Annotated in this window: 26 protein-coding genes; 20 read left to right on the forward strand and 6 right to left on the reverse strand. The window is 68.0% G+C overall.

Going from position 1 to position 24412, the window contains the following annotated elements:
• The first annotated feature begins 17 nt into the window (after positions 1 to 17).
• Both BLT45_RS06670 and BLT45_RS06675 read left to right on the forward strand, forming a co-directional pair.
• Positions 18 to 1295: a dicarboxylate/amino acid:cation symporter gene (locus BLT45_RS06670; protein WP_093296677.1), complete on the forward strand. Its 1278-nt coding sequence runs from the start codon at positions 18 to 20 to the stop codon at positions 1293 to 1295.
• Positions 1292 to 1729, forward strand: a complete 438-nt coding sequence (locus BLT45_RS06675) for a GNAT family N-acetyltransferase (protein WP_093296679.1) — start codon at positions 1292 to 1294, stop codon at positions 1727 to 1729. Before BLT45_RS06670 ends, BLT45_RS06675 begins: the two co-directional genes overlap by 4 nt.
• Here the strand turns inward: BLT45_RS06675 and BLT45_RS06680 are convergent.
• The 3 genes from BLT45_RS06680 to BLT45_RS06690 form a co-directional block, all read right to left on the reverse strand.
• The gene (locus tag BLT45_RS06680) at positions 1726 to 2595 is read right to left on the reverse strand and encodes a bile acid:sodium symporter family protein (RefSeq protein WP_093296681.1); all 870 of its coding nucleotides are present in this window, start codon (positions 2593 to 2595) and stop codon (positions 1726 to 1728) included. The genes BLT45_RS06675 and BLT45_RS06680 overlap by 4 nt on opposite strands.
• A gap of 168 nt (positions 2596 to 2763) precedes the next feature.
• The gene (locus BLT45_RS06685; RefSeq protein WP_093298635.1) at positions 2764 to 3546 is read right to left on the reverse strand and encodes a C40 family peptidase; all 783 of its coding nucleotides are present in this window, start codon (positions 3544 to 3546) and stop codon (positions 2764 to 2766) included.
• A gap of 119 nt (positions 3547 to 3665) precedes the next feature.
• Positions 3666 to 4223 (reverse strand): C40 family peptidase, encoded by a 558-nt coding sequence (locus BLT45_RS06690; RefSeq protein ID WP_093296683.1) that lies wholly within the window; start codon positions 4221 to 4223, stop codon positions 3666 to 3668.
• A gap of 83 nt (positions 4224 to 4306) precedes the next feature.
• Between BLT45_RS06690 and BLT45_RS06695 the strand changes: the two genes are divergently transcribed.
• The 6 genes from BLT45_RS06695 (at position 4307) to BLT45_RS06720 (ending at position 10573) form a co-directional block, all read left to right on the forward strand.
• Positions 4307 to 4786 (forward strand): FKBP-type peptidyl-prolyl cis-trans isomerase, encoded by a 480-nt coding sequence (locus BLT45_RS06695; protein WP_093296685.1) that lies wholly within the window; start codon positions 4307 to 4309, stop codon positions 4784 to 4786.
• Positions 4787 to 4897: 111 nt separating this feature from the next.
• On the forward strand, positions 4898 to 6145 hold the full coding sequence (locus tag BLT45_RS06700) for a DUF418 domain-containing protein (protein WP_093296687.1): 1248 nt from the start codon (positions 4898 to 4900) through the stop codon (positions 6143 to 6145).
• Between the two features lie 19 nt (positions 6146 to 6164).
• Entirely contained in the window at positions 6165 to 7415 is a 1251-nt protein-coding gene (locus BLT45_RS06705; protein ID WP_093296689.1) for an NAD(P)/FAD-dependent oxidoreductase, read from the forward strand.
• Positions 7412 to 8767 carry a glutathione-disulfide reductase gene (gorA, locus tag BLT45_RS06710; RefSeq protein ID WP_093296691.1) on the forward strand — a complete coding sequence of 452 codons (1356 nt, stop codon included), beginning with the start codon at positions 7412 to 7414 and terminating at the stop codon, positions 8765 to 8767. Before BLT45_RS06705 ends, gorA begins: the two co-directional genes overlap by 4 nt.
• Before the next feature lie 35 nt (positions 8768 to 8802).
• A complete protein-coding gene (hutG, locus tag BLT45_RS06715) occupies positions 8803 to 9579 on the forward strand; it encodes an N-formylglutamate deformylase (protein ID WP_093296693.1) in 777 nt (258 codons plus the stop codon).
• An 88-nt stretch (positions 9580 to 9667) separates the two neighbouring features.
• Positions 9668 to 10573, forward strand: coding sequence for a DMT family transporter (locus tag BLT45_RS06720; protein ID WP_093298638.1), 906 nt, complete (start codon positions 9668 to 9670; stop codon positions 10571 to 10573).
• A gap of 9 nt (positions 10574 to 10582) precedes the next feature.
• Here the strand turns inward: BLT45_RS06720 and BLT45_RS06725 are convergent, their stop codons facing one another.
• Together BLT45_RS06725 and parE are read right to left on the reverse strand one after the other, a co-directional pair.
• The gene (locus BLT45_RS06725; protein ID WP_093296695.1) at positions 10583 to 11725 is read right to left on the reverse strand and encodes a carboxylate-amine ligase; all 1143 of its coding nucleotides are present in this window, start codon (positions 11723 to 11725) and stop codon (positions 10583 to 10585) included.
• An 81-nt stretch (positions 11726 to 11806) separates the two neighbouring features.
• The gene (gene parE / locus BLT45_RS06730; protein ID WP_093296697.1) at positions 11807 to 13696 is read right to left on the reverse strand and encodes a DNA topoisomerase IV subunit B; all 1890 of its coding nucleotides are present in this window, start codon (positions 13694 to 13696) and stop codon (positions 11807 to 11809) included.
• A 259-nt stretch (positions 13697 to 13955) separates the two neighbouring features.
• Here parE and BLT45_RS06735 point away from each other — a divergent pair, with 259 nt between their 5' ends.
• From BLT45_RS06735 to BLT45_RS06775, 9 genes are all read left to right on the forward strand, one after another.
• Positions 13956 to 14207, forward strand: coding sequence for a hypothetical protein (locus tag BLT45_RS06735; RefSeq protein WP_056881323.1), 252 nt, complete (start codon positions 13956 to 13958; stop codon positions 14205 to 14207).
• Positions 14208 to 14344: 137 nt separating this feature from the next.
• On the forward strand, positions 14345 to 16006 hold the full coding sequence (locus BLT45_RS06740) for a CTP synthase (protein WP_093296699.1): 1662 nt from the start codon (positions 14345 to 14347) through the stop codon (positions 16004 to 16006).
• Between the two features lie 49 nt (positions 16007 to 16055).
• Positions 16056 to 16889: a 3-deoxy-8-phosphooctulonate synthase gene (gene kdsA, locus BLT45_RS06745; RefSeq protein WP_093296701.1), complete on the forward strand. Its 834-nt coding sequence runs from the start codon at positions 16056 to 16058 to the stop codon at positions 16887 to 16889.
• Positions 16890 to 17382: 493 nt separating this feature from the next.
• A complete protein-coding gene (eno, locus tag BLT45_RS06750; protein ID WP_093296703.1) occupies positions 17383 to 18666 on the forward strand; it encodes a phosphopyruvate hydratase in 1284 nt (427 codons plus the stop codon).
• A 3-nt stretch (positions 18667 to 18669) separates the two neighbouring features.
• A complete protein-coding gene (gene ftsB / locus BLT45_RS06755; RefSeq protein ID WP_093296705.1) occupies positions 18670 to 19014 on the forward strand; it encodes a cell division protein FtsB in 345 nt (114 codons plus the stop codon).
• Positions 19011 to 19706 carry a 2-C-methyl-D-erythritol 4-phosphate cytidylyltransferase gene (ispD, locus tag BLT45_RS06760; protein ID WP_175455806.1) on the forward strand — a complete coding sequence of 232 codons (696 nt, stop codon included), beginning with the start codon at positions 19011 to 19013 and terminating at the stop codon, positions 19704 to 19706. The genes ftsB and ispD overlap by 4 nt, the downstream gene beginning before the upstream one ends.
• A 17-nt stretch (positions 19707 to 19723) precedes the next feature.
• Entirely contained in the window at positions 19724 to 20215 is a 492-nt protein-coding gene (ispF, locus tag BLT45_RS06765) for a 2-C-methyl-D-erythritol 2,4-cyclodiphosphate synthase (protein WP_093296709.1), read from the forward strand.
• Entirely contained in the window at positions 20212 to 21246 is a 1035-nt protein-coding gene (truD, locus tag BLT45_RS06770; protein ID WP_093296711.1) for a tRNA pseudouridine(13) synthase TruD, read from the forward strand. The genes ispF and truD overlap by 4 nt, the downstream gene beginning before the upstream one ends.
• A 132-nt stretch (positions 21247 to 21378) precedes the next feature.
• Positions 21379 to 21612: a hypothetical protein gene (locus tag BLT45_RS06775; protein ID WP_139187948.1), complete on the forward strand. Its 234-nt coding sequence runs from the start codon at positions 21379 to 21381 to the stop codon at positions 21610 to 21612.
• An 18-nt stretch (positions 21613 to 21630) separates the two neighbouring features.
• On the opposite strand, the gene BLT45_RS06780 is transcribed toward BLT45_RS06775, so the two are convergent.
• Positions 21631 to 22176, reverse strand: a complete 546-nt coding sequence (locus tag BLT45_RS06780) for a Smr/MutS family protein (protein WP_093296715.1) — start codon at positions 22174 to 22176, stop codon at positions 21631 to 21633.
• A gap of 99 nt (positions 22177 to 22275) precedes the next feature.
• On the opposite strand from BLT45_RS06780, the gene surE reads away from it, so the two are divergent.
• From surE to BLT45_RS06795, 3 genes are read left to right on the forward strand one after another with little or no spacing between them, the layout of a single operon-like run.
• Positions 22276 to 23055: a 5'/3'-nucleotidase SurE gene (surE, locus tag BLT45_RS06785; RefSeq protein ID WP_093296717.1), complete on the forward strand. Its 780-nt coding sequence runs from the start codon at positions 22276 to 22278 to the stop codon at positions 23053 to 23055.
• On the forward strand, positions 23052 to 23729 hold the full coding sequence (locus BLT45_RS06790) for a protein-L-isoaspartate(D-aspartate) O-methyltransferase (protein WP_093296719.1): 678 nt from the start codon (positions 23052 to 23054) through the stop codon (positions 23727 to 23729). The genes surE and BLT45_RS06790 overlap by 4 nt, the downstream gene beginning before the upstream one ends.
• Before the next feature lie 4 nt (positions 23730 to 23733).
• The gene (locus BLT45_RS06795) at positions 23734 to 24387 is read left to right on the forward strand and encodes an exopolysaccharide biosynthesis protein (RefSeq protein WP_254771800.1); all 654 of its coding nucleotides are present in this window, start codon (positions 23734 to 23736) and stop codon (positions 24385 to 24387) included.
• Positions 24388 to 24412: the final 25 nt, after the last annotated feature.

Consider the following 24412-nt stretch of genomic DNA (forward strand, 5'->3'; position numbering starts at 1 on the left):
TTCGATGAGTGGTCTGGATGAAGCTGGTGTCGGCCTGGTTGAGGATCCCGTTCTGGCAGCGCGTCGTCGCCGGCTTCGTGCTGGGCGCACTCGTGGGCTGGTGGCTGGGACCGGCCGCCGGCACGTGGCTGAAGCCCTTGGGCGACCTCTACGTCACCCTGATCAAGATGATCGCGGTGCCGCTGGTGTTCTTCGCCGTGATCAATGCGGTATCGAGCCTGCACGGGCAGAAGTCCGTGGCGGCGCTCGGTGGGCGCACCTTCCTGTGGTTCGCCGCGACGGCGGCATTGGCCGTGTGCGTGGGCCTGGCCGTGGGCTGGGTGGTGCAGCCCGGCAAGGGGCTGACCGGCCTGATGATGGCGCCGGACTACCAGGTGCGCGAAGTGCCGACGCCGGTGCAGGTGTTGCTCGACATCGTGCCGGCGAATCCGTTCAAGGCGCTCACCGAAGGCAAGATCCTGCAGGTGATCTTCTTCGCGGGCCTGCTCGGCTTCGCGCTGGTGAAGCTGGGCGAGCGCAGCGCGGGCCTGCGCAAGCTCGCCGGCGAGGCCAGCGACACGATGGTGCAGGTCACCCGCTTCGTGCTGGAGATGACCCCGCTGGGCACGTTCGGCCTGATCGGCGCGCTGGTGGGCACGTACGGTTTCGAGAAGCTGCTGCCGCTCGGCAGCTACATCGGTGCGTTGTACGTGGCCTGCGCGATCCACATCGTCGTGGTCTACGGCAGCCTGCTGCTGGCGCATGGCCTGAATCCGTGGAAGTTCTTCCGCGGCGCGGCGCCCGGCATGCAGGTGGCGTTCGTCAGTTCGTCCAGCTTCGCCTCGATGCCGGTCGCGCTGCGCAGCGTCACCCACAACCTGGGCGTGGACAAGGATTACGCCGCGTTCGCGGTACCGCTGGGCGCGAGCATCAAGATGGACGGTTGCGGGGCGATCTACCCGGCGCTGACGTCGATCTTCGTGGCCCAGTACTTCGGGCTGGACCTGTCGGTGAACCAGTACTTCGTCATCCTGCTGGCGTCGGTGCTGGGCAGCTTCGGCACGGCCGGCGTGCCGGGCACCGCGACGGTGATGGTCACGCTGGTGCTGAGCGCGGCCAACCTGCCACTGGAAGGCATCGGCCTGCTGGTGGCGATCGACCGCATCCTCGACATGATGCGCACGATGACCAACGTGACCGGCCAGATGCTGGTGCCGGTGCTGGTGGCGAAGGAAACCGGCCTGCTCGATCGCGAGATCTACGAGTCCGCATCCACCAACGTGGGCCTTGCGGATGACGCTGCTCCCGCGCCATGAGTGACGCCGCGGCGATCGAACTGGTCGCGTCGTTCCCGGACGCGCCGACCTATCGTCGCCTACGCGCCGAAACCGGCCTGTCGCCCAAGTCGCACGAAGCCGCCGAGCGCGGTCTGTCGAACACGCTGTATGGCGTCAGCCTGGTGCAGGCGGGCGAGGTGATCGGCATGGGGCGGGTGGTCGGCGATGGCGGCACCGTGTTCGTCGTCGTGGACATCGCCGTGCAGCGTGACCATCAGGGGCAGGGGCTGGGCAAGCGCATCATGGCGGCGCTGGATGCCTGGTTGCGCGCGAATGCGCCGCCGACCGCTTACGTCATGCTGGTCGCGGATGGCGATGCCCGGCACCTCTACGCGCAGTTCGGCTTCGCCGACACCGCGCCCGCATCCATCAGCATGGCGTACGTGGCGCGCGGTCCAGGATCGGACGGCTAGGCGACGGCCTCGCGCGTGCCGCGCGACACCCACCAGGCGAACACGCCGGCCGTGACGAACATCAGCAGGCTGTAGACCGCGGCCGGCACGGAGATCGTCGGCTTCTCCAGCACATTGAGTGCGATGAAGATCGCCAGCGTGCCGTTGTGGATGCCGATCTCCATCGCGATGGCGATGGCCTGCTTTTTCGGCAGGCGCAGCGCCAGCGGCGCGATGTAGCCGGCGCCCATGCTGGCCAGGTTGAACAGCAGGCAGGCCAGACCGACGATGGCGAAGTAGGTGGCCAGCGTCTCCCGCGCCTGCACGACCGCGGCGACCACCAGCAAGGCGAGCACGAGCACCGAGGCCAGGCGGATCGGCTTCTCCGCACGCGCCGCAAAGCCCGGCGCTTTCGCGCGCAGCAGCATGCCGATCGCGACCGGCAGCAGGATGATGGCGGCGACCTCGACCACCTTCTTCGTCGGCGGCGGGACGTATTGGCCGGCGCCGAGGAAATACTCCAGCGACAGATTGAGGATCACCGGCAGCGTCAGCAGGCAGAGCAGGCTGTTGATCGCGGTCAGGGTGATGTTCAGCGCCACGTCGCCGCGGGCGAGGTGGCTGTAGATGTTGGCGGTGGCGCCACCGGGCGAAGCCGCCAGCAGCATCAGGCCCACGGCCAGCTCCGCCGGCAAGCCGAAGCCGAGCGCAAGCCCGAACGCGGCCCACGGCAGCACCAGCGTCTGCAGGGCGAGCCCGATCAGCACCGCGCGCGGATAGCGCGCGACGCGGCGGAAGTCGTCCAGCGTCAGTCCCAGCCCCAGCCCGAGCATGATGATGCCCAAGGCCAACGGCAGCAGCAGGTTGGTCAGCAATGAAGCCTGCATCGCGTACGACTCCCCTTCGGCGCGAAGAAACGGTGGTGCGCGGTGGCCGCGCGCCTGCCGGAGGATGGCGGCAATGCGCCACGCCGCGCAAGTTGCGCTGCACCGTGTGTGCGAAAAGAAGAAGGCCGCACGTGGCGGCCTTCTTACTGGTGCGGCGGGGGCGCTGCGTTACATCGCGACGCGGCGGCCGCTGAGGTAGCGGTTGGCCCAGTAGCCGGTCAGTAGGGTGTCCACGCGCACGTCCTTGCCGCGGCTGGGCGAGTGCAGGAAGCGACCTTCGCCGACGTAGATGCCGACATGGTTCACGCGGCCCTTCAGGCCGAAGAACACCAGGTCGCCCTGGCGGAGTTCCTCACGCGCATTGATCAGTTCGGCGTCGGCCTTGGTGGCCATGTCGCGCGAGACGCGCGGCAATTCGATGCCCAGCGCGGTGCGGAACACATACCCGACCAGGCCACTGCAATCGAACCCGCTGTCGGGCGAAGTGCCGCCCCACCGGTAAGGCGTGCCCATCAGCGCGAGCGCGCGCTGCAGCACGACCTGGACCTTGCCGCCCTGTTGCTCCTGGGCGACCACGCCTTCCTTGCTGAGATCGTAGGCGGCCAGCAGCTTGCTGATGTCGCCGGCGACCATGGCCGAGCGATCGACCAGCGGCAGCGTGTCGCTGGCGGCCAGGCGCGGGAGCAGGGCGGACAGGGTCGCGGTTGCGGCCTCGGCGGCCTTTTCCTTGACGCTGGCGGTGACCGACTTGGCCGGGGCCGCAGCGGGTGCATCGACCACGTCGGCGCTGGCAGCGGCAGGCGCGGGAGCTTCGACCGGAGCCGGCGCGTTCTGGGCCACGGCCGCGGAGGCGGCGACGCAGAGCGACAGGCTGAAGAGGATTCGGGTGACCCCCCGCGGGATGCGGTGGGTGGCGGCTGGCAGGCCTGGCGGCAGGTCGTCGGTCGTCACGCGCGGGAAGGGCTTCACAGGATGATCACGATAATGCCGGCTGATCGACCCGATTTGGTTCAGAAATCGTTATTTATTCGTTAAGCGTGAACGTCGGCTGTCACAGAGTTGACCGATTCCTAACGAAGGACGCGTTTCGCGCCCGTGTAATGGTCCCGCCAATAGGCGCCATCCAGATGGTCCAGCCGGACCGTACCCCCCGTGCTGGGGGCGTGGACGAACCGCCCTTCACCCACATAGATGCCCACATGGGTGACGGTGCCTCGGCTGCCGAAGAACACCAGGTCCGCCGGCGCCAGGCGGCGGGGCTCTATCTTCGGGCCCTGCACGTCGGCCAGCTCGCGCGAGGTGCGGGGCAGGCGGACATCCAGCATGTCCCGGAACACGTAGGTCACCAGGCCGCTGCAGTCGAATCCCGACTCCGGCGTGTTGCCCCCGTAGCGGTACGGCGTGCCCACCAGGCCGATCGCCCGCATCAGCACCGCGGTCGCGGCGGCCGGATCGTCGGCTTCCACCACCGGCCATGCGCGCTGCGCGGGTGGGGGCGAGGACTTCCGGGCCTGGGGCTTGGAACCGCCACACCCGGCCAGACCCAGCACGACGGCGCAGACCGATAGCGCGGCCCAGCGCCGAAGTGGCGCGGGCAGGGGCAAGCCGGGATAATGTCGGGCCTTCATCGCGGCGCATCTTCGCCGCATTCCCTCGCGGCCGACAAGCCGCTCCCGTCCTGCCGGCCGGCAGGCCCCGCCCAGAGTCCCGCATGAAAATCGCAAAAGACAGCGTCGTCCGTTTCCACTACACCGTGTCCGAAGCCGGCCAGGAGCCGATCGAAAGCTCGAAGGACCGCGAACCGCTGGCGATCCTGATCGGCCACGGCAACATCATCCCGGGCCTCGAGAACGCGATGCAGGACCGTGAGGCCGGCGAGAACTTCGGCGTCGATGTCGCCGCGGCCGACGCCTACGGCGAGCGCCGCGACGGCCTGAGCCAGCGCGTGCCCAAGAAGCACTTCGGCAACCAGCGCCTGATCCCGGGCCAGCAGGTCGTGCTGCAGACCAACTTCGGCCCGCGCGCCGTCACCATCGAGAAGGTGGGCATGAGCGTGGTCGACGTCGACCTCAACCACCCGATGGCGGGCAAGGACCTGCACTTCGACGTGGAGATCGTCGAGGTGCGCGAAGCCAGCGCCGAGGAGCTCGAGCACGGCCACGTGCACGGCGACGGTGGCCACCAACACTGAACCGCGTTCAACGCGTCTTCGAACGGCCCGCGAAAGCGGGCCGTTTCTTTTGGCACGCAGGTCGCCGCACGGGGCGTGCTCTAATCGGGGCTTCGATCCAGGGGGAAGGGAATGACGGCGACGATCACGGAGAACCTGGCACCCGTCGCGGTGTCGGAGCGCATCGGAGCGATGGACGTCCTGCGCGGTTTCGCGTTGCTGGGCATCCTGCTGATGAACCTGGAAGGCTTCGTGGGGCCCGTGATGGCCTCGGCCAGCGGCATCGATCCCGCGTTGACGGGCGCTGACCGCGTGGCGGACCTGCTGATCTACGTGCTTGTGCAGGGCAAGTTCTACACGCTGTTCTCACTGCTGTTCGGGATGGGATTCGCGGTGATGTCGCAGCGGGCCGAACAGGCCGGCCGCCCCTTCGCAGGCGTCTACTGGCGTCGCGGGCTGGTGCTGCTGGCGATCGGCCTGGTGCATGCGATCTTCATCTGGGCGGGCGACATCCTGGTGATGTACGCGCTGTGCTCGTTCCTGCTGCTGGCATTCCGCCCGTTGCCGCCCCGCTGGTATCCCTGGTTCGGGCTCGGTGCCTACGTCATGCCGATCGGCTTCATGTTCCTGATGGGGGCCATGGGTTCGCTGCTGGGCGGTACCGAAGGCTGGGACAAGGCGATGGGCGAGATCGGCGCGCAGATGCAGGCGCTGATCGAGAGCGAACGGACGGCCTACGGCAGCGGCAGCTATGGCGAGGCCACATGGCAACGCTTCAAGAGCACCGGCATGGCGCTGAGCAACATCACCATGTTCGGCTTCATCGCGTTCGGCCTGTTCCTGCTGGGCGCCTGGTTCGTGCGCAGCGGCGCCATCGCGCGGCCGCGGGAGTTCGGCCGCCTTTACGGCCTGTTGCGCTGGGTGGCCTTGCCGGCGGGCCTGCTGGCGATGCTCGGTTCGGTGGCACTGTCGCCGACGATGGATCCGACGACGTTCAACCTGCGCGTGTCCACGGCCTTCGCCCTGCAGCTGACGGCGAACCTGCTGATGTGCCTGGGCTACCTCGCATGGATCCTGAAAGCCCTGGAAACGCCTGCGGGGGCGAAGGCGTTGTCGGTGCTGGCGCCGGCGGGGCGTATGGCCCTGACCAACTACCTGATGCAGTCGCTGGTCTGCACGTGGATCTTCTACGGCTATGGCCTGGGATATTTCGAGCAGCTTCCGCGTGCCTGGCAGCCGTTGTTCGCGCTGGCGCTCTTCAGCGCGCAGGTACTGCTCAGCCACGCGTGGCTGTCGCGCTTCCGCTTCGGACCGATGGAATGGGCGTGGCGTTCGCTGACCTACGCGTCGCCGCAGCCGATGCGCCTTCGATCGCGATGATTGGGACTACACTGTCGGGGTGAATCCCCCCCACGACGACGTCCTCATCATCGGTGGCGGTGCCATCGGCCTGGCGACCGCGCTGGCGCTGCTGGATACCGGCCGTGGCGTGCGCGTCATCGATGCCGGCGCCGTGGGCGGCGGCGCCTCGCACGGCAACTGCGGCACGATCACGCCGAGCCATGCGCCTCCGCTGGCGGCGCCCGGCGTGGTGGCGCAGGCGCTGCGCTGGATGTTCACCCCCGACGCGCCCCTCTACCTCAAGCCCCGCGTCGATCCGGCGCTGTGGCACTGGCTGCTGCGCTTCGCTTCGCGCTGCAATCCGCGCGACTGGCGGCGGAGCACTCAGGCGCGCGCCGCGCTGCTCAACGATGCGCGTGGCCGGCTGGCCGACTGGGTGGGACGCTACGGTTTGCAGTGCGAATTCGAGGAGGAGGGCCTCGACTACGTCTTCCGCGACCCGCGCAAGTTCCAGCAGTACGTCGACGAAAGCGCGGTGTTGAAGGAGTTCGGCATCGCGACCCACGTGTTCGCGGGGACCGACTACGAGCGCGAAGAACCCGCGATGCTGCCGGGCGTGGCCGGTGCGATCCGGTTCCCTGGCGACGCGCGGTTGCGCCCGGACCGCTACGTGGCCGAACTCGCGCGCGTGGTGCGCGAGCGTGGCGGCGTCATCGAGGAACAGTGCCGGGTCGATCGCCTGGAATCGACGGTGGAAGGCGTCCGCCTCGCGACGGCAGCGGGAGGACGTGCGGGCCGCGAGGCGGTGATCGCGCTGGGCGCCTGGACGCCCGCCTTCGCGCGCCGACTCGGTATCCGTGCTCCGATCCAGCCCGGCAAGGGATACTCGATCACCTACTCGCGACCTGCGCGCGTGCCACGGCACCCGATGGTGCTGAAGGACCGCTCGGTGTGCGTCACCGTATGGGAAAGCGGCTTCCGGCTGGGCAGCACGATGGAATTCTCCGGGCACGACGACACGCTCAACGAAACGCGGTTGGCGGCACTGGAACGGGGCGCGCGCGAATTCCTGCGTGAACCCGTGGGGTCGGTCGTGCGCGAGCGGTGGTGCGGTTGGCGGCCGATGACCTGGGATGACCTGCCGCTGCTCGGGCGGGCGCCGGGGCAGCGCAACGTCTGGCTCGCCGCCGGCCACGGCATGCTGGGGATCAGCATGAGCACCGCCACCGGACAATTGATGGCCGACCTGATTGCCGGCCGCACACCGGCTTTCGATCCCACACCGTATCGACCGGAGCGATTCGCATGACGCCACAGGAATTCGATCTTGTCGTGATCGGAGGAGGCTCCGGCGGACTCGCCGGCGCCTTCCGCGCGGCGTCGCACGGTGCGCGGGTGGCGCTGCTCGAACCGAAGTCGCTGGGCGGCACCTGCGTGAACGTCGGCTGCGTGCCGAAGAAGGCGATGTGGCTGGCGGCCGAGCTGTCGCAGAAGATCGCCCTGGCATCATCGCTCGGGTTCGATACGGTGCCGCCCACCCTGGACTGGAAGGAGTTCATCGTCCATCGCCAGCGCTACATCGCGGGCATCCATGCCAGCTACATGAAGCGTCTGGACGAAAGCGGCGTGGTGCTGATGCCGTGCCACGGCCGATTGCAGGACGCGCACACCGTGGTGAACGCGGATGGCGTGCCGCTGCGGGCCGGGCACCTGCTGATCGCCACCGGTGGACGGCCCTCGCGGCCGGACATCCCGGGCGCGATGCTGGGTCAGGTATCGGACGACTTCTTCAACCTGTGCGCAGCGCCACGGCGTGTGGCTATCGTCGGCGGCGGCTACGTGGCGGTGGAACTGGCGGGCGTGCTGCAGGCGCTCGGCAGCCAGGTGGAGCTGTTCGTGCGCGGACAGCGCCTGCTGGAGGGATTCGACGCGCAGATCGCCGCGGAACTGGCCGACGACATGCACCAGCATGGCGTCCACCTGCATTTCGGCTACGCGGTGGCGGCGCTGGAGGCGGCGCGCGACGGCGGCGTGATCGTGCTGGCGGAGGACGGGACGCGCAGCGAGCGCTTCGACGGGCTGATCTTCGCGACGGGCCGCAAGCCGAACACCGCCGAAATGGGGCTGGAAAGCGTGGGCGTGGAGACGGATGCGCGCGGCTTCGTGCGGGTGGATGCGTGGCAGGACACGAACGTGGCCGGCATCCACGCGGTGGGCGACGTGACCGGACAGGCCGCCTTGACGCCGGTGGCCATCGCCGCGGCGCGGCGCCTGATGGATCGGGTGTTCGGTGGGCAGTCCGACGCCCGCCTGGACTACCGCGACATCGCGACGGTCGTCTTCTCGCATCCGCCGGCGGGCAAGGTGGGACAGACCGAAGAGGAGGCCCGTGCCGCGCACGGCGACAGCGTGAAGACCTACACCGCACGCTTCCGGCCCATGCTGCATGCCTTGGCCGATTCGCCGCAGCGCAGCCTGTTCAAGCTGGTCTGCGTGGGCGCGGACCAGCGCGTGGTCGGCCTCCATCTGCTGGGCGAGGGCGCGGACGAAATGCTGCAGGGGTTCGCTGTCGCGCTGAAGAAGGGCATCACCCTGGCGGACCTTCACGACACGGTCGCGATCCATCCGACCAGCGCCGAAGAAGTGGTGCTGATGCGCTGACCCGCGCGGACGGGGTGCGGCGATACAATGCCGTCATGGACATCTACACGCTGCACGAGGGCACGGCGCCGCTGTTCATCAGCCTGCCGCACCATGGCACCCGCGTGCCCGACGCCATCGCCGAACGCCTGACCCCCGAGGCGCGTCGCGTGCCGGACACCGACTGGCATGTCGCCGAGCTGTACGACTTCGCGCGGGCGCTCGGTGCGTCGATCATCGTGCCGGCGTACTCGCGCTACGTGGTCGACCTCAACCGGCCGGAAGACGACGTCTCGCTGTACCCTGGGCAGAACACCACGGGCCTGTGTCCCATCGTCCGCTTCAGTGGCGATCCGGTGTACCTGCCCGATCAGGCGCCGACGCCGGAGGAGATCGCCGCGCGCGTCGATACCTATTGGCGGCCGTACCACCAAGCGCTCCAGCAGGAGCTTGCGCGCATCCGAGACCTGCATGGCCGGGTCGTGCTGTGGGAAGGGCATTCCATCCGCAGTGAAGTGCCGTTCCTGTTCGAAGGCCGGTTGCCCGATTTCAACCTGGGCACCGCGGCGGGCGCCAGCTGTTCGCCCGCGTTGCAGCAGGCGCTGGATGACGTGCTGGCGTCGCAGTCGGACTACAGCTTCGTCGTGAACGGGCGATTCCGCGGCGGCTACATCACCCGGCATTACGCCGATCCGGCGAACCGGGTGCAGGCCGTGCAACTGGAACTGGCGCAGCTGAACTACATGGACGAGGACAGCTTCGCCTATCTGCCCGAACGTGCCGCCCGCACGCAGGCGCTGATCCGGCGGTTGTTGGAATGCACGCTGGCGTGAGGGCGCGCGGTTGATCCGACCCGACGCGGACGACGAACTGGCGCAACCGCTGGACGTGGCGCCTGCCGAAGCGGTCGACGCGCCACCGATGCATCCGGCTTTGCGCGCGGTAAGCCGTTCCGGGCTCGTCCTGGCTGCGCTCGGCGCCATCGCGTTCTCGGGCAAGGCGATCATCGTCAAGCTCGGCTACCGCTACGGCACCGATGCCGTCACGCTGTTGGCGCTGCGGATGCTGGTGGCGTTCCCGTTCTTCCTGGCGATGGGCGCATGGGCCGCCCAACGCAACGCGCCGCTGAGTGCGGGTGATCGCGGGCGGATCCTGCTGCTGGGCTTCCTGGGCTACTACCTCGCCAGCTTCCTGGATTTCGCGGGACTGGCGTACATCACCGCCACGCTGGAACGGCTGATCCTCTATCTGACCCCGACCCTGGTGGCGCTGATCGGCTGGCTTGTCTTCGGGCGCCGCATCTCGCGACGGCAGGCCGTAGCACTGGTCGTCAGTTACACGGGCGTGGCGCTGGCGTTCGGCCATGACCTGCAGGTGGGTGGCGCCGACATCGCGTTGGGCAGCCTGCTGGTGTTCGGCAGCGCACTGGCGTACGCGCTCTACCTCGTCGGCAGCGGCGAACTGGTACAACGCGTGGGGGCGGTCCGCCTGACGGCCTATGCGAGCAGTGTGGCCAGCGTGCTCTGCCTTCTGCAGTTCTTCCTGCTGCGGCCGCTGGAAGCGCTCGCCCTGCCGTGGCAGGTGTACGCCCTCTCGCTGGTGAACGGCACGTTGTGCACGGTGCTGCCCGTGCTGGCGGTGATGATGGCGGTGGCGCGCATCGGTTCGGCGTTGGCCGCACAGGTGGGGATGATCGGGCCGGTCTCGACCATCCTCCTCAGCCTGTTGCTGTTGGGGGAGCCGATGGGGCCATGGCAGGTCGCCGGCACCGCGCTGGTGATGGCAGGCGTGTTCGTGGTATCGCAGCAGAAGACCGTCGCCCGCTGATCGGCGTGCCTAGGCGGCCGCGCTCGCGTCAGCGAGCCATTGCACCACGTGCGACAGGGCATCGGCATGACTGCCGCCGGATTGCCTGTGTTCGCGGTACCGCTGCAGCTGCCCGTGCGCGCTGGTGCCTTCCTTGAGGATCCGCCACACGCGCTCGACCTGCGACGTGCAATCCAAGGCGCGGATGTCGTCGTCCAGCGCTTCCAGCGTGTTCTCCAGCATCTCGCGCACCGATACCAGGCGCCGGCTGCCCAGGTCGATGAGGCCGGCGTCGAACCCGTAACGCTGCGCACGCCACAGGTTCTCCGCGACGATCGCCTGGTCGCCCGCGTGCAGGTCGGCGTACAGCGAGGGCCTGCGCTCGAGATGCCGCACCAGGCAGCGGTAGACCTGCGCGATGGTCAATGCATCGCACAGGTCGGTGCAGGCGTCGGTGACACGCAGTTCCAGCGTGGGGAATGCGAGCGAAGGCCGCAGCGCCCACCAGAGGAAACTCGCGTTCTGGATCGCGCGGCCGTCGGTCATGCGCTGGACGTAGTGGTCGTACTCGGCCTGGTCGCGGAACAGCGGCGGCAGCCCCGTGCGAGGGATCTCCTGGTACGCCGTCTGCCGGTAGCCCATCAGGCCGGTGGCATGGCCCATCCAGAACGGTGACGACGTGCTGAGGGCGAGCAGCAGCGGCAGGAAGGGCTGCAGGCGGGCCATCAGCGCGACCCGTTGCCCGGGGTCGGCCGGCTGCACGTGCACGTGCAGGCCGCACAACAGGTTGCGCTGGCCCAGCATCTGCAGCTCGCCCATCACCTGGTCGTAGTGCGGTTTGTCCGTGCTGCGCTGTCCACGCCATTGCGCGGAGGGATGCGTGCCGGCCGACAGGATGCCGAGCCCGTGCCGGTGCGCGATGTCGGCAACGGTGCGACGCAGCGTGCGCAGGTCGGCCTCCGCGGCTTGCGTGTCCTCGTGCACCCCGGTCTGGACCTCGACCTGGGTCTGCAGCATCTCGCTGCCGAAGCGATCGCCCAGCGTTTCGCGGCATTCGATGAAGAAGCGCCGTGGCATGTGCCGCAATCGCCGGCCGTTGCGGCGCACGAGGAAATACTCTTCCTCGAGGCCGAAGGTGTACGGGTGCGGGTGCGGTCCGGATGTAGAAGCCATGCCGGCGTTATCGCACCGGCATGGTGAACGCGATGTTCAACGCTGGGGCCGCGGCCCCGTGCGTGTCGATCGCGAGAGGGCTCAGGCTTCCAGCGAAGCGAGATCGCCCTTGGTCTCGAGCCACGTCTTGCGGTCGCCGGAACGCTTCTTCGCCAGCAGCATGTCCATCAGGCCGCGCGTCTGCAGGTCGTCGTCGACGGTGAGCTGTACCAGCCGGCGCGTATCGGGATGGATGGTGGATTCGCGCAGCTGCGAAGGATTCATCTCGCCCAGGCCCTTGAAGCGGGTCACGTTGACCGCGCCGCGGATCTTCTCGCGCTCGATCTTTTCCAGCAGCAGGCGCTTCTCTTCCTCGTCCAGCGCGTAGAACACCTGCTTGCCCACGTCGACGCGGAACAGCGGCGGCATCGCGACAAACACGTGCCCGGCCGCGACCAGGGCGGGGAAGTGGCGCAGGAACAGCGCGCTCAACAGGGTGGCGATGTGCAGGCCGTCGGAGTCGGCGTCGGCGAGGATCACCACCTTGCCGTAGCGCAGCCCGCTGATGTCGTCCTTGCCGGGATCGCAGCCGATCGCGACGGCCAGGTCGTGCACTTCCTGCGAGGCGAGCACGCTGCCCGACGCGACTTCCCAGGTGTTCAGGATCTTGCCGCGCAGCGGCAGGATGGCCTGGAAATCCTTGTCGCGCGCCTGCTTGGCCGAACCGCCGGCGGAGTCGCCTTCCACCAGGAACAGTTCGGTGCGCGAAAGATCCTGGCTGATGCAGTCCGCCAGTTTGCCGGGCAACGCCGGGCCCTGGGTGACCTTCTTGCGGATGACCTGCTTCTCGGTCTTCAGGCGGGCGCTGGCGCGCTCGATGGCGATCTGCGCGATCTTCTCGCCCAGGTCGACGTGCTGGTTCAGCCACAGGCTGAAAGCGTCGTGCGCCGCACCCTCGATGAAGCCGGCGGCCTGGCGCGAGGACAGGCGCTCCTTGGTCTGCCCACTGAACTGCGGGTCGGTCATCTTCAGCGACAGCACGAACGTCACGCGGTCCCACACGTCTTCCGGCGCCAGCTTCACGCCGCGCGGCAGCAGGTTGCGGAAATCGCAGAACTCGCGCAGCGCGTCGGTCAGGCCGCTGCGCAGGCCGTTGACGTGCGTGCCGTGTTGCGCGGTCGGGATCAGGTTGACGTAGCTCTCCTGCACCAGCTCGCCTTCGGGCACCCAGGCGGCGGCCCAGTCGACGATTTCGCTGTCCTTCTTCAACTGGCCGACGAAGATGTCCGGCGGCAGCAGTTCGCGGCCGGCCATCTCGCCCCGCAGGTAGTCGCGCAGGCCGTCCTCGTAGTGCCAGCTGTCGCGCTCGCCGGTGGCTTCATCGAACAGGGTGACGTTCAGGCCCGGGCACAGCACGGCCTTGGCGCGAAGCAGGTGGCGCAGGGCGCGCACGTTGAACTTCGGCGTATCGAAATACTTCGGGTCGGCCCAGAACCGCACGCGCGTGCCGGTGTTCTTCTTGCCGACGCTGCCCACGACTTCCAGCGGGCTGGCGCGGTCGCCGTTGCGGAAGGTGATGCGGTGTTCGCTGCCTTCGCGCTTGATGTGCACTTCCACCAGCGTGGACAGCGCGTTGACCACGCTCACGCCCACGCCGTGCAGGCCGCCGGAGAACGTGTAGTTCTTGTTGCTGAACTTGCCGCCCGCGTGCAGGCGGGTGAGGATCAGCTCGACACCGGGGATCTTCTCCTCCGGATGGATGTCCACCGGCATGCCGCGGCCGTCGTCGGACACCTCGCAGCTGCCGTCCTTGAACAGGGTGACCTCGATGCTGCCCGCGTGGCCGGCGAGCGCTTCGTCCACCGCGTTGTCGATGACTTCCTGCGCCAGATGGTTGGGGCGCGCGGTGTCGGTGTACATGCCCGGGCGGCGCTTGACGGGATCCAGGCCGGAAAGGACTTCGATGTCGGCGGCGTTGTAACGGCTACTCATGGGCTCAGCGGGTTCTCGGTTGCGGCGGCACGGCATCCTGCGTGCCGTCGGAAGGGGAATTGTAGTGGTAGTTGGGCGGCCGCCGCGGTCGCTCCGGCAGGACGCGGGCAGGCCTGTCCGCAATACCGGCCGGCGGCGTCCCTCGGGTGTTCAGTCGGGGGCCGGCATGCCGGCGGTAGGCTTGCCGCGTGGACAGGGACGCCCTTGGGTTTGCCGTCCGGCACCCCCAGATTCTGCTCATCCACGAGGAGTTACCGCCATGAAGTCGCGCAACCTGTTGCTGCTCTCCGCCGCCGTCGCCGGCGCGTTGTTCGCGGTCCATGCGTTCGCCCAGTCCAAGGCGGGCGCCGATGCCGACAAGCCGAAGCAGGACCAGTCCCAGACCAGTGATCCGTCCGACCCGGAGGCCAAGGCGCGCCGCCGTGCGGCCAACGAGGCTGCCGCCAAGCGCAAGGCCGCCGAAGGCCAGCAGAAGAAAGCGGGCGAGGAAGAGGAAGAGCGCAAGCCCTGATCCTGTCCGCTCCGAAACCTTTGCACGGGAAGGGTTTCGCACCCATCTGACGATCCAAGACGCCCCGCTCCGGCGGGGCGTCGCGCTTTCGGGCGACACGCGTTGCCTGTAGACTATGGCTTTCCGGAGCCCCGCCCATGACTCCCCTGATTTTCGTTACCGGCGGCGTTGTGTCCTCGCTAGGCAAGGGCATCGCCGCCGCTTCGCTTGCGTCCATCCTCGAAGCACGTGGCCTGAAGGTCACGATGATGAAGCTGGACCCCTACATCAACGTCGACCCGGGCACCATGAGCCCGTTCCAGCACGGTGAGGTGTACGTCACCGACGACGGCGCCGAAACCGACCTGGACCTGGGCCACTACGAGCGCTTCGTGCGCACGCGCCTGAGCCGCAAGAACTCGGTCACCACCGGCCGGATCTACGAGAACGTGATCCGCAAGGAGCGCCGCGGCGACTACCTGGGCGCCACCGTGCAGGTGATCCCGCACATCACCGACGAGATCCGTCGCTGCATCGACGAGGCCACCGAAGGCTTCGACGTGGCGCTGGTGGAGATCGGCGGCACCGTCGGCGACATTGAGTCGCTGCCGTTCCTGGAAGCGATCCGCCAGATCCGCACCGAGCGCGGCCCCGAGAAGGCCCTCTTCATGCACCTGACGCTGGTGCCGTACGTGGCGGCCGCCGGCGAGCTGAAGACCAAGCCGACGCAGCATTCGGTGAAGGAACTGCGCTCGATCGGTATCCAGCCGGACGTGCTGCTGTGTCGATCCGAGCAGCCGATCCCGGATTCGGAGCGTCGCAAGATCTCGCTGTTTACCAACGTACCCGAGCGCGCCGTCATCAGCGTGCCGGACGTGGACGTGCTGTACCGCATCCCGATGGGCCTGCACGGCCAGGGCCTGGACGAGATCGTCCTGCGCCAGTTCCGTATCGAGAACGCCAAGTCCGCCGACCTGTCCGAGTGGGAAGCGGCGGTCGACGCCACGCTCAATCCGCTGGACGAAGTGACGATCGCCGTCGTCGGCAAGTACGTCGACCACCAGGACGCGTACAAGTCCGTGGGTGAGGCGCTCAAGCATGGCGGCCTGCGCCAGCGCACGCGCGTCAACCTGAAGTGGATCGAAGCGCAGGAACTGGAAGGCACCGACATGGCCCTGTTGCAGGGCGTGGACGGCATCCTCGTGCCGGGCGGCTTCGGCGATCGCGGTTTCGAAGGCAAGGTCCTGACCTCGCGCTTCGCGCGCGAACAGAAGCTGCCGTACTTCGGCATCTGCTACGGCATGCAGGCGGCGGTCGTCGACTATGCGCGCCATGTGGCCGGCCTGGACAACGCCAACAGCACCGAGAACGACAAGCAGTCGCCGCATCCGGTCATCGGCCTGATCACCGAGTGGCGCACCGCCACCGGCGATGTCGAAAAGCGCGACGAACGCTCCGACCTGGGCGGCACGATGCGCCTGGGCCTGCAGGAGCAGCGGCTCAAGCCAGGCACGCTGGCGCGCGACCTGTATGGCAAGGATGTGGTCGCCGAGCGCCACCGCCATCGCTACGAGTTCAACAACCGTTACCGCACGCAGTTGGAAGACGCGGGCCTGGTCGTCGCGGCCAAATCGATGGACGACCTGCTGGTGGAAATGGTGGAACTGCCGCGCGCCGTGCACCCCTGGTTCCTGGCCTGCCAGGCGCATCCGGAATTCCTGTCCACGCCGCGCGACGGCCACCCGCTGTTCGTCGGCTTCATCCGCGCCGCGCGCGAGAAGAAGGCCGGCGGCAAGTTGTTGAAGGAAGCGCGCGCGTAACTGTCCTGCACCGGCGTCGCCCGCGGCGCCTGCAACGAAGGAGTGGTGAATGAAACTCTGTGGATTCGACGTCGGGCTCGACCAGCCCCTGTTCCTGATCGCCGGCCCGTGCGTGATCGAGTCGATGCAGTTGCAGATCGATGTCGCCGGCCGCCTGAAGGAGATCACCGGCAAGCTGGGAATGAACTTCATCTTCAAGTCGAGCTTCGACAAGGCCAATCGCACCTCCGGCACCAGTTTCCGCGGCCCGGGCATGGAAGAAGGCCTGAAGGTGCTGGATGCGGTGAAGAAGCAGGTCGGCGTACCGGTGCTGACAGACGTGCACGAGTACACGCCGATGGACGAAGTCGCAGCCGTCGTCGACGTGCTGCAGACGCCGGCGTTCCTGGTCCGCCAGACCGACTTCATCAAGAAGGTCTGCTCGGCGGGCAAGCCGGTCAACATCAAGAAGGGCCAGTTCCTGTCGCCGTGGGACATGAAGCCCGTGGTCGACAAGGCCAAGTCCACCGGCAACCAGGACATCATGGTCTGCGAGCGTGGCGCCTCGTTCGGTTACAACAACCTGGTCAGCGACATGCGTTCGCTGAGCGTGATGCGCGATACCGGGTGCCCGGTGGTGTTCGATGCGACGCATTCGGTGCAGTTGCCGGGCGGGCAGGGCAGCAGCTCGGGTGGCCAGCGCGAGTTCGTGCCGGTGCTGGCGCGCGCGGCCGTCGCGGTCGGCGTGGCCGGCCTGTTCGCCGAAACCCACCCCGATCCGGCCAAGGCCCTGTCCGACGGCCCGAACGCGTGGCCGCTGGACAAGATGGAAGCGCTGCTCGAAACCCTGCTGGCGCTGGACGCGATCACCAAGAAGAACGGGTTCCTGGAGAGTTTCGTCTGAGACGCGCGCGCTCCGTTTTTTTTGCGCTGCTGATTGCGTCGACAGCGTACGCAACGTCGGCTTTTGGCTGCACGATAGGCTCGCAGGTCCTTGAGCAGGACCTGCCGGATGCGTTGTCAACAAGCGAGTTCGCCTTCGTCGCAACGCTGACGAAGTACGTGCGTCTTTCTCCCATATCGGGTAGGGAGTACTACCGCGGCGGCATCGATTTTGAGGTTGCCGAACAGATCAAAGGTTCAGTTGGAGCCCGTGGACAGCTCGTCGAAGGGACGCCCGAGCCCGCCTTTCAGGGCTTGCCGCCAGGGCCCGCCTGCGGCCCTTTTGTTGCCACGCCGAACAACAAAGGCGCTACATTTCTGATCTTCGCCTCCCGCGACAGCGAATCGGGTCATCTGCGCCCGGATCCGCGGTCACTTAGGCTCGATATCCCGGGTGCCGAACCTGGGAAATGGCTTGACCTTGTCCGAACAACCCACCACGACACTCTGACCCCATGACCACCATCGCCAAGATCCACGCCCGCGAAATCCTCGATTCCCGCGGTAACCCCACCCTCGAAGCCGAGGTCACGCTGGAAGACGGTTCCTTCGGTCGCGCCATGGTGCCGTCCGGCGCCTCCACCGGCACCAAGGAAGCCGTGGAACTGCGCGACGGCGACAAGACCCGCTACCTGGGCAAGGGCGTGCGCAAGGCGGTCGAGAACGTCAACACCGCCATCGCCTCCGCACTGAAAGGATTCGACGGCAACGACCAGGAAGGCCTGGACCGTCGCCTGATCGACCTCGATGGCACGGAGAACAAGGGTCGCCTGGGCGCCAACGCGCTGCTGGGCGTCTCGCTGGCCAACGCGCATGCGGTGGCGGCCTCCAAGAAGCAGCCGCTGTGGCAGTACCTCGCCACCGGCGACGTGACCCTGCCGGTGCCGATGATGAACATCATCAACGGCGGTGCGCACGCGGACAACAACGTGGACTTCCAGGAGTTCATGGTGCTGCCGGTCGGCTTCGATTCGTTCGCCGAGTCGCTGCGCGCCGGCACCGAGATCTTCCACTCGCTGAAGTCGGTGCTGAAGGGCCATGGCCTGAGCACGGCGGTCGGCGACGAAGGCGGCTTCGCCCCGGACTTCCGCAGCAACGTGGAAGCGCTGGACACCATCCTCGAGGCGATCGGCAAGGCCGGCTACACCGCCGGCGAAGACGTGCTGCTGGGCCTGGACGTGGCCTCCAGCGAATTCTTCGACAACGGCAAGTACCACCTGGTGGGCGAGAACAAGCGCCTGACCAGCGAGCAGTTCGTCGACTTCCTGGCCGACTGGGCCGCGCAGTACCCCATCATCACCATCGAGGACGGCCTGGCCGAGGACGACTGGACGGGCTGGAAGCTGCTGACCGACCGGATCGGCAAGAAGGTGCAGCTGGTCGGCGACGACCTGTTCGTCACCAATCCGAAGATCTTCAAGGAAGGCATCGAGTCCGGTACCGCCAACGCGATCCTGATCAAGGTCAACCAGATCGGCACGCTGAGCGAAACGCTGGAGGCGATCTCGATGGCGCACCACGCGGGCTACGCCGCGGTCGTGTCGCACCGTTCCGGCGAAACCGAGGACACCACCATCGCCGATATCGCGGTGGCCACCACGGCGACCCAGATCAAGACCGGCTCGCTGTGCCGCAGCGACCGCGTGGCCAAGTACAACCAGCTGCTGCGCATCGAAGAGGCGCTCGGCAGCCAGGCGCGCTACGCCGGTCGCAACGCCTTCGTCTCGCTGAAGAAGTAATCCATGCGCAAGGCGCCCTGGCTCCTGCTGGTGCTGGTACTGCTGCTGGGATGGCTGCAGTACAAGTTCTGGTTCGGCGTCGGCAGTTCGGGCCAGGTCGTCGCGCTGGAACAGCAGGTCGAGGCGCAAAAGCGCGAGAACGCGGGCCTGCAGGAGCGCAACGACGCGCTCGCCGCCGAAGTCGAGGACCTCAAGTCCGGCGAATCGGCGGTGGAGGAGCGGGCGCGCAGCGAGCTGGGCATGATCAAGCCGGGCGAGAAGTTCTATCGCGTGGTCGAGCCGGTTCCCGCCGCGCCCGCGCCGGGGGGCGAAGCGGCTCCCGATGCAGACGAAGAGGCCGCGCCCTGATGGCGGGTGTCTGGGCGGTGGTGCCGGCCGCCGGTCGCGGTACCCGGTTCGGGAGTGAGCTGCCGAAGCAGTACCTGAGCGTGCGCGATCGCCCCCTGATCGCCTGGACGCTGCAGGCGCTGTTCGCCCATGACGCGGTGGAAGGCGTGGTGGTGCCGGTATCCGAGAACGACCCGGACTGGCCCGGCTGGAGCGAATATGAAGGTCGGCCGCTGGTCACCTGCACCGGCGGCGCGACGCGCGCGGCTTCGGTGCTGGCCGGGCTGCATACGCTGCCGAGCGGCGTGCGCGCGGACGACTTCGTCCTCGTGCACGATGCGGCGCGCCCGAACCTGGGTCGCGAAGACCTGGCGCAGCTGCTGGAGCGCGGCCGCAACGATCCGGTCGGCGCGATCCTCGCCGCCCCCGTGCGCGACACCCTCAAGCGCGCGGGCGACGACGGCGGCATCGACGGCACCGAGCCGCGCGAACGCCTGTGGCGCGCTTTCACGCCGCAGCTGTTCCGTCGCCTGCAACTGACGCGCGCGCTGGAAGCGGCGACGGCCGCCGGCATCGAAGTGACCGACGAAGCCATGGCGATGGAGCGGCAGGGCCTACGGCCGCTGCTGGTGGAAGGCGCGGAAAGCAACTTCAAGATCACCACGCGCGCGGACCTCGAGCGGTTCGAGTTCGAACTGGCGCGCCGCGCCTGACCCACGACGGTATCGCCATGCCTGACACCTTGAACATCCGCATCGGCCAGGGCTTCGACGTGCACGCCTTCGGCGAAGGCGACCACGTCATGCTGGGGGGCGTTCGCGTGCCGCACGAGCGCGGCGTGCTGGCGCACAGCGATGGCGACGTGGTGCTGCACGCGCTTTGCGATGCGATGCTGGGCGCACTGGCGCTCGGCGACATCGGCAAGCATTTTCCACCGTCCGACGATCGCTGGAAGGGCGCCGACAGCCGCGCTTTCGTGCGCCACTGCGACGCCTTGCTGCGCGAGCGCGGATGGCGCGTGGGCAATGCCGATGTCACCGTCATCTGCGAACGTCCGAAAGTCGGTCCGCACGCCGACGCGATGCGCGCCTGCGTGGCGGAGGATCTGTCCATCGATGCCGACGCGGTCAGCATCAAGGCCACCACCAGCGAGAAGCTGGGCTTCACCGGTCGCGGTGAAGGCATCGCGGCGCAAGCGGTGGTCCTGCTGGTGAAGGCGTGAGCGAGACCCTGCCGCGCGCATTCGGCGCGCCCGTGCTGGCAGCGCGTTTCCGCAGCGCGCCCGAAGATTTCTTCGTCGAAGAACTCCCGGGCTTCGAAGCCTCGGGTGAGGGCGAGCACCTGCTGCTGACGGTCGAGAAGCGCGGCATGAATACCGCCTTCGCGGCCAAGCGGATCGCCGCGTGGGCGGGGATCGCGGAGATGGGCGTCGGTTACGCCGGCCTGAAGGATCGGCATGCGGTGACGCGCCAGCGCTTCAGCGTGCATCTGCCGCGCAAGATCGCGCCGGATCTGGCCGGCCTGGTCTCGGACGATCTCAAGGTCATCGACGCGTCCTGGCATTCACGCAAACTGCCGCGGGGTGCGCTCGCCGGCAATCGCTTCGAACTGATCCTCCGCGAGGTGAGCGGCGATCGGGAGGCGATCGATGAGCGGCTCCGTGCGATCGCGGCGCACGGCTTGCCCAACTGGTTCGGCGAGCAGCGGTTCGGCCGGGATGGCGGCAACGTGGCGGCGGCGTTGGCGATGTTCGCCGGCCGCCGGGTGCGTCGGGACCAGCGGTCGATCCTGCTGTCCGCAGCGCGCTCGGAACTGTTCAACCGCGTGCTCGGGAGTCGGCTCGCGGATGGCAGCTGGAACCAGGGCCTGGAAGGCGAGGTATGGATGCTCGCCGGCAGTCGCAGCGTGTTCGGCCCGGAGCCGTGGAGCGGGACGCTGGCGCAGCGCCTGGCGGACTTCGATATCCATCCGACCGGCCCGCTGTGGGGCCAGGGCGAGTCGCGGACGCAGGGCGTCGCGCGTGCAGCCGAGGATGCCGCGCTGGCGGGCGATGAAGCGCAGGCATTGAGGACAGGACTGGAGCAGGAAGGGCTCCGGCAGGAGCGTCGTGCCCTCCGCCTCAAGCCGGAGGGTTTCGAGTGGCGGTGGCCGGACGCATCCACGCTGCAGCTGCAGTTTGCGCTGCCGCCCGGCAGTTACGCGACCGCCGTGCTGCACGAACTCGGAGACGTAAGCGAGGCGTCGCGATCCTGAGCCGTTCGTCGGAAAGCGCATCGCAGTACTGGCGGCGCGTGTGGGCGGGCGTATAAGCGGAAACAGCGGCGGCGGATCGCCTCATCGTCGGCCGCGAGGGTGGTAGATCGTTCCCGCTTCCAGGAGGTTGCCATGAGTCGCCTCAATTGCCTTTCCTGTGCCGTGTTCCTCACCGTGCTGCTCTCCGGATGCGCCAGCACCCAGACCGCACGCATGTCCGACAAGACGCTCATCCAGCGGCAGACCGATGTGGATGAGGTCTACGTGGGCTACGTCAACGCCATCGCCAAGCAGCGAGGCACCGAAGTGATGTGGGTGAATCCCCCCAAGAAGCGGATGTCGGGCCCCATCGCGGCCACACCTTGATCCGTTCCCGGGGCGCGGCTAAGCGCGCCTGGTCAGCAGCACGAGAACCGCGCCGGTGCCACCCTGCGCGGCCGGAGCGGAATGGAACGCCAGCACGTCCGCGCGCTGGCGCAGGATGCGGTCGACCACATTCTTGATCACGGGTGCGCCCGCGTCGGAGCGCTGGCCCTTGCCGTGGATGATGCGCACGCAGCCGTGGTCGTGCTGGTGGGCCTCCGCCAGGAAGCGTCTCAGCAGCCCTTCGGCCTGCAGCGCCGTCGCCCCATGCAGGTCCAGTTCGTCCTGCGCGGAGAACTGCCCGCGCTTGAGGCGCTGGAACACGCGCGGCGGCACGACATCGCGACGATGGCTGAGCACGTCGCCCGCCGCGTGGAGATCGAACGCCTCGAGCCCCCGCTGGAACTCGCTGCGCGCATCCGTCTCGTCCTGCTCGGCCATGCGTGCGCGGGGTTTCGGAGGCGCCTTGCGGGGCGCCGGTGGCGCCTCATCCAGGCGCCGAACCTCGCCGATCGCATCGCGGAACAGGGCGGCATCGTCGTCGTCGGGGGGCGAGGGCTTGGCCATGCCACCAGCGTAGCGGCATCGCCGTATCGCGACCAGATCGCGCAGGCGCGGGAAGCGCAGGCGTGGTTCCGGTATCATGGGGCGTCCCCGAGGAAACCCATGCGCGTACTGGTCAGCAACGACGACGGCGTCGACGCCCCCGGCATCCGAATCCTGGCAGAAGGCCTGCGCAGCGCAGGTCACGAGGTGTACGTGGTCGCACCCGACCGCGATCGCTCCGGCGCCAGCAATTCGCTGACGCTCGATCTGCCGATCCGGCTCAAGCGCATCGATCACTACACCTGCAGCATCGCCGGCACGCCGACCGATTGCGTCCACCTGGCGTTGACCGGAATGCTGGAGTTCGAGCCGGACATCGTCGTGTCGGGCATCAACAACACCGCCAACCTGGGCGACGACGTCATCTATTCCGGCACCGTGTCCGCCGCGATGGAAGGCCGTTTTCTCGGTCTCCCGGCCGTGGCGATGTCGCTGGCCACGAAGAACCACGATGCGAAGCACTACGAGACCGCCGCGCGCGCCGCGGTGGAGATCGTCGCGCGCCTGAAGGCCGATCCGCTGCCCGCCGACACCATCCTCAACGTCAACGTGCCCGACCTGGCCTGGGCCGACGTACGCGGTTTCGAGGTCACGCGCCTGGGCAACCGCCATCGGTCGGAGCCCTGCGTTCCGCAACCCGATCCGCGTGGCCACACCGTGTACTGGATCGGCCCCGCCGGCCGCGAGCAGGACGCCGGTCCGGGCACCGATTTCCACGCCGTGCGCACCGGGCATATTTCGATCACGCCGATCCATGTCGACCTGACCCGTTACCAGGCGCTCGAGAAAGTGGCTGGCTGGGTCGGCGGGTTGACGGCGGCCCTGGAGGATTCGGCGTGACGCCGCGGTTGCGGCTGCAGCCCGAAGCTGTGGGAATGGGCATGACCTCGCAGCGCGTACGCGACCGCCTGGTCGAAAGGCTGCGCGAATCCGGGATCGCCGACGAGCGCGTGCTCAACGCCATCCGCACGCTGCCGCGCCATCTGTTCGTGGACGAAGCGCTGGCGACGCGTGCCTACGAAGACACCGCGCTGCCGATCGGCCACAGCCAGACCATTTCGCAGCCGTGGGTGGTCGCGCGCATGACCGAAGTGCTGCTGCAGAACGCACCGAAGAAGGTGCTCGAGATCGGTACCGGTTCCGGCTACCAGGCCGCCGTGCTCGCGATCCTCGGCCTGGAGGTCTACACGGTCGAACGCATCGGCGACCTGCTGCGCCAGGCGCGCAAGCGCCTGCGCCAGTTGGGCATGAACGTGCGCAGCAAGCACGACGACGGCCGCATCGGCTGGGACGAGCACGGTCCGTACGATGGCATCATCGTGACCGCCGCCGCGCCCGCGCTGGTGCCGGTGCTGGTCGACCAGCTCGCGATAGGCGGCCAGCTGGTCGCACCGGTCGGCGGCAGCGGTTCGCAGTCGCTGGTGCGCCTGGTGAAGCGCGAGGACGGCAGCGTCGAGGAAACCACGCTGGCGCCGGTGGTCTTCGTGCCGCTGCTGTCGGGCACGCTGGATTGACGCCGTGACGGATACGCCACGTGCCACGGGCATCGACCCGGCCGCTTCGCTCGGCCAGCAGCTCGAGGACATCATCGAGCGGCTGCCGCCGGACACCTTGAGCCTTGGCGAACTGCTGGAAGTCTTCAGCGACGAAGGCCTGCTGCTGCTCACCATCCTGCTGACCCTGGTGTTCCTGATTCCCGTCTCGATCCCGGGCGTGAGCACGGTGTTCGGTGCGGCCATCCTGCTGGTCGGCATCAGCCGTCTGTTCAACCGGCCGCTGTGGTTGCCCGCGCGCGTGAAGCACAAGGCGTTGCCCGCCGACCGCCTGCGACCGGGGCTCACGGGCGGACTGGTGTGGGTGCGCCGGATGGAGAAGATCAGCCGGCCGCATCGGCTGCGTTTCTTCGTCGACGGGCCAGGGCAGGGCGTGTTCAACAACCTCGCCTTCATCCTGGCGGCGCTGCTGCTGATGGCGCCCTTCGGATTCGTCCCATTCAGCAACACCCTGCCAGCCTTGGCCCTGCTGCTCTACGCCATCGGCTTCATCCAGCGCGATGGCGGCGCGATCCTGCTGGGCCATCTGGCGAACATCGGGACGATCATCTACTTCAGCGTGCTGATCGGTGGCGGCGGCGTGGCGGTACGCGAACTCTTCCAGCGGCTGACCGGCTGACGCCGCGGCGCCGCGCCCCGTGAGG

Source organism: Pseudoxanthomonas sp. CF385 (genome assembly GCF_900104255.1).
In the GTDB taxonomy this organism is placed as follows: domain Bacteria; phylum Pseudomonadota; class Gammaproteobacteria; order Xanthomonadales; family Xanthomonadaceae; genus Pseudoxanthomonas_A.

Coding starts and splice junctions, on each gene's coding strand:
- BLT45_RS06670 (WP_093296677.1), top strand. CDS start 18: ATGAAGCTGGTGTCGGCCTGGTTGAGGATCCCGTTCTGGCAGCGCGTC.
- BLT45_RS06675 (WP_093296679.1), top strand. CDS start 1,292: ATGAGTGACGCCGCGGCGATCGAACTGGTCGCGTCGTTCCCGGACGCG.
- BLT45_RS06680 (WP_093296681.1), bottom strand. CDS start 2,595: ATGCAGGCTTCATTGCTGACCAACCTGCTGCTGCCGTTGGCCTTGGGC.
- BLT45_RS06690 (WP_093296683.1), bottom strand. CDS start 4,223: ATGAAGGCCCGACATTATCCCGGCTTGCCCCTGCCCGCGCCACTTCGG.
- BLT45_RS06695 (WP_093296685.1), top strand. CDS start 4,307: ATGAAAATCGCAAAAGACAGCGTCGTCCGTTTCCACTACACCGTGTCC.
- BLT45_RS06700 (WP_093296687.1), top strand. CDS start 4,898: ATGACGGCGACGATCACGGAGAACCTGGCACCCGTCGCGGTGTCGGAG.
- gorA (WP_093296691.1), top strand. CDS start 7,412: ATGACGCCACAGGAATTCGATCTTGTCGTGATCGGAGGAGGCTCCGGC.
- hutG (WP_093296693.1), top strand. CDS start 8,803: ATGGACATCTACACGCTGCACGAGGGCACGGCGCCGCTGTTCATCAGC.
- BLT45_RS06720 (WP_093298638.1), top strand. CDS start 9,668: ATGCATCCGGCTTTGCGCGCGGTAAGCCGTTCCGGGCTCGTCCTGGCT.
- BLT45_RS06725 (WP_093296695.1), bottom strand. CDS start 11,725: ATGGCTTCTACATCCGGACCGCACCCGCACCCGTACACCTTCGGCCTC.
- parE (WP_093296697.1), bottom strand. CDS start 13,696: ATGAGTAGCCGTTACAACGCCGCCGACATCGAAGTCCTTTCCGGCCTG.
- BLT45_RS06735 (WP_056881323.1), top strand. CDS start 13,956: ATGAAGTCGCGCAACCTGTTGCTGCTCTCCGCCGCCGTCGCCGGCGCG.
- BLT45_RS06740 (WP_093296699.1), top strand. CDS start 14,345: ATGACTCCCCTGATTTTCGTTACCGGCGGCGTTGTGTCCTCGCTAGGC.
- kdsA (WP_093296701.1), top strand. CDS start 16,056: ATGAAACTCTGTGGATTCGACGTCGGGCTCGACCAGCCCCTGTTCCTG.
- eno (WP_093296703.1), top strand. CDS start 17,383: ATGACCACCATCGCCAAGATCCACGCCCGCGAAATCCTCGATTCCCGC.
- ftsB (WP_093296705.1), top strand. CDS start 18,670: ATGCGCAAGGCGCCCTGGCTCCTGCTGGTGCTGGTACTGCTGCTGGGA.
- ispF (WP_093296709.1), top strand. CDS start 19,724: ATGCCTGACACCTTGAACATCCGCATCGGCCAGGGCTTCGACGTGCAC.
- BLT45_RS06775 (WP_139187948.1), top strand. CDS start 21,379: ATGAGTCGCCTCAATTGCCTTTCCTGTGCCGTGTTCCTCACCGTGCTG.
- BLT45_RS06780 (WP_093296715.1), bottom strand. CDS start 22,176: ATGGCCAAGCCCTCGCCCCCCGACGACGACGATGCCGCCCTGTTCCGC.
- surE (WP_093296717.1), top strand. CDS start 22,276: ATGCGCGTACTGGTCAGCAACGACGACGGCGTCGACGCCCCCGGCATC.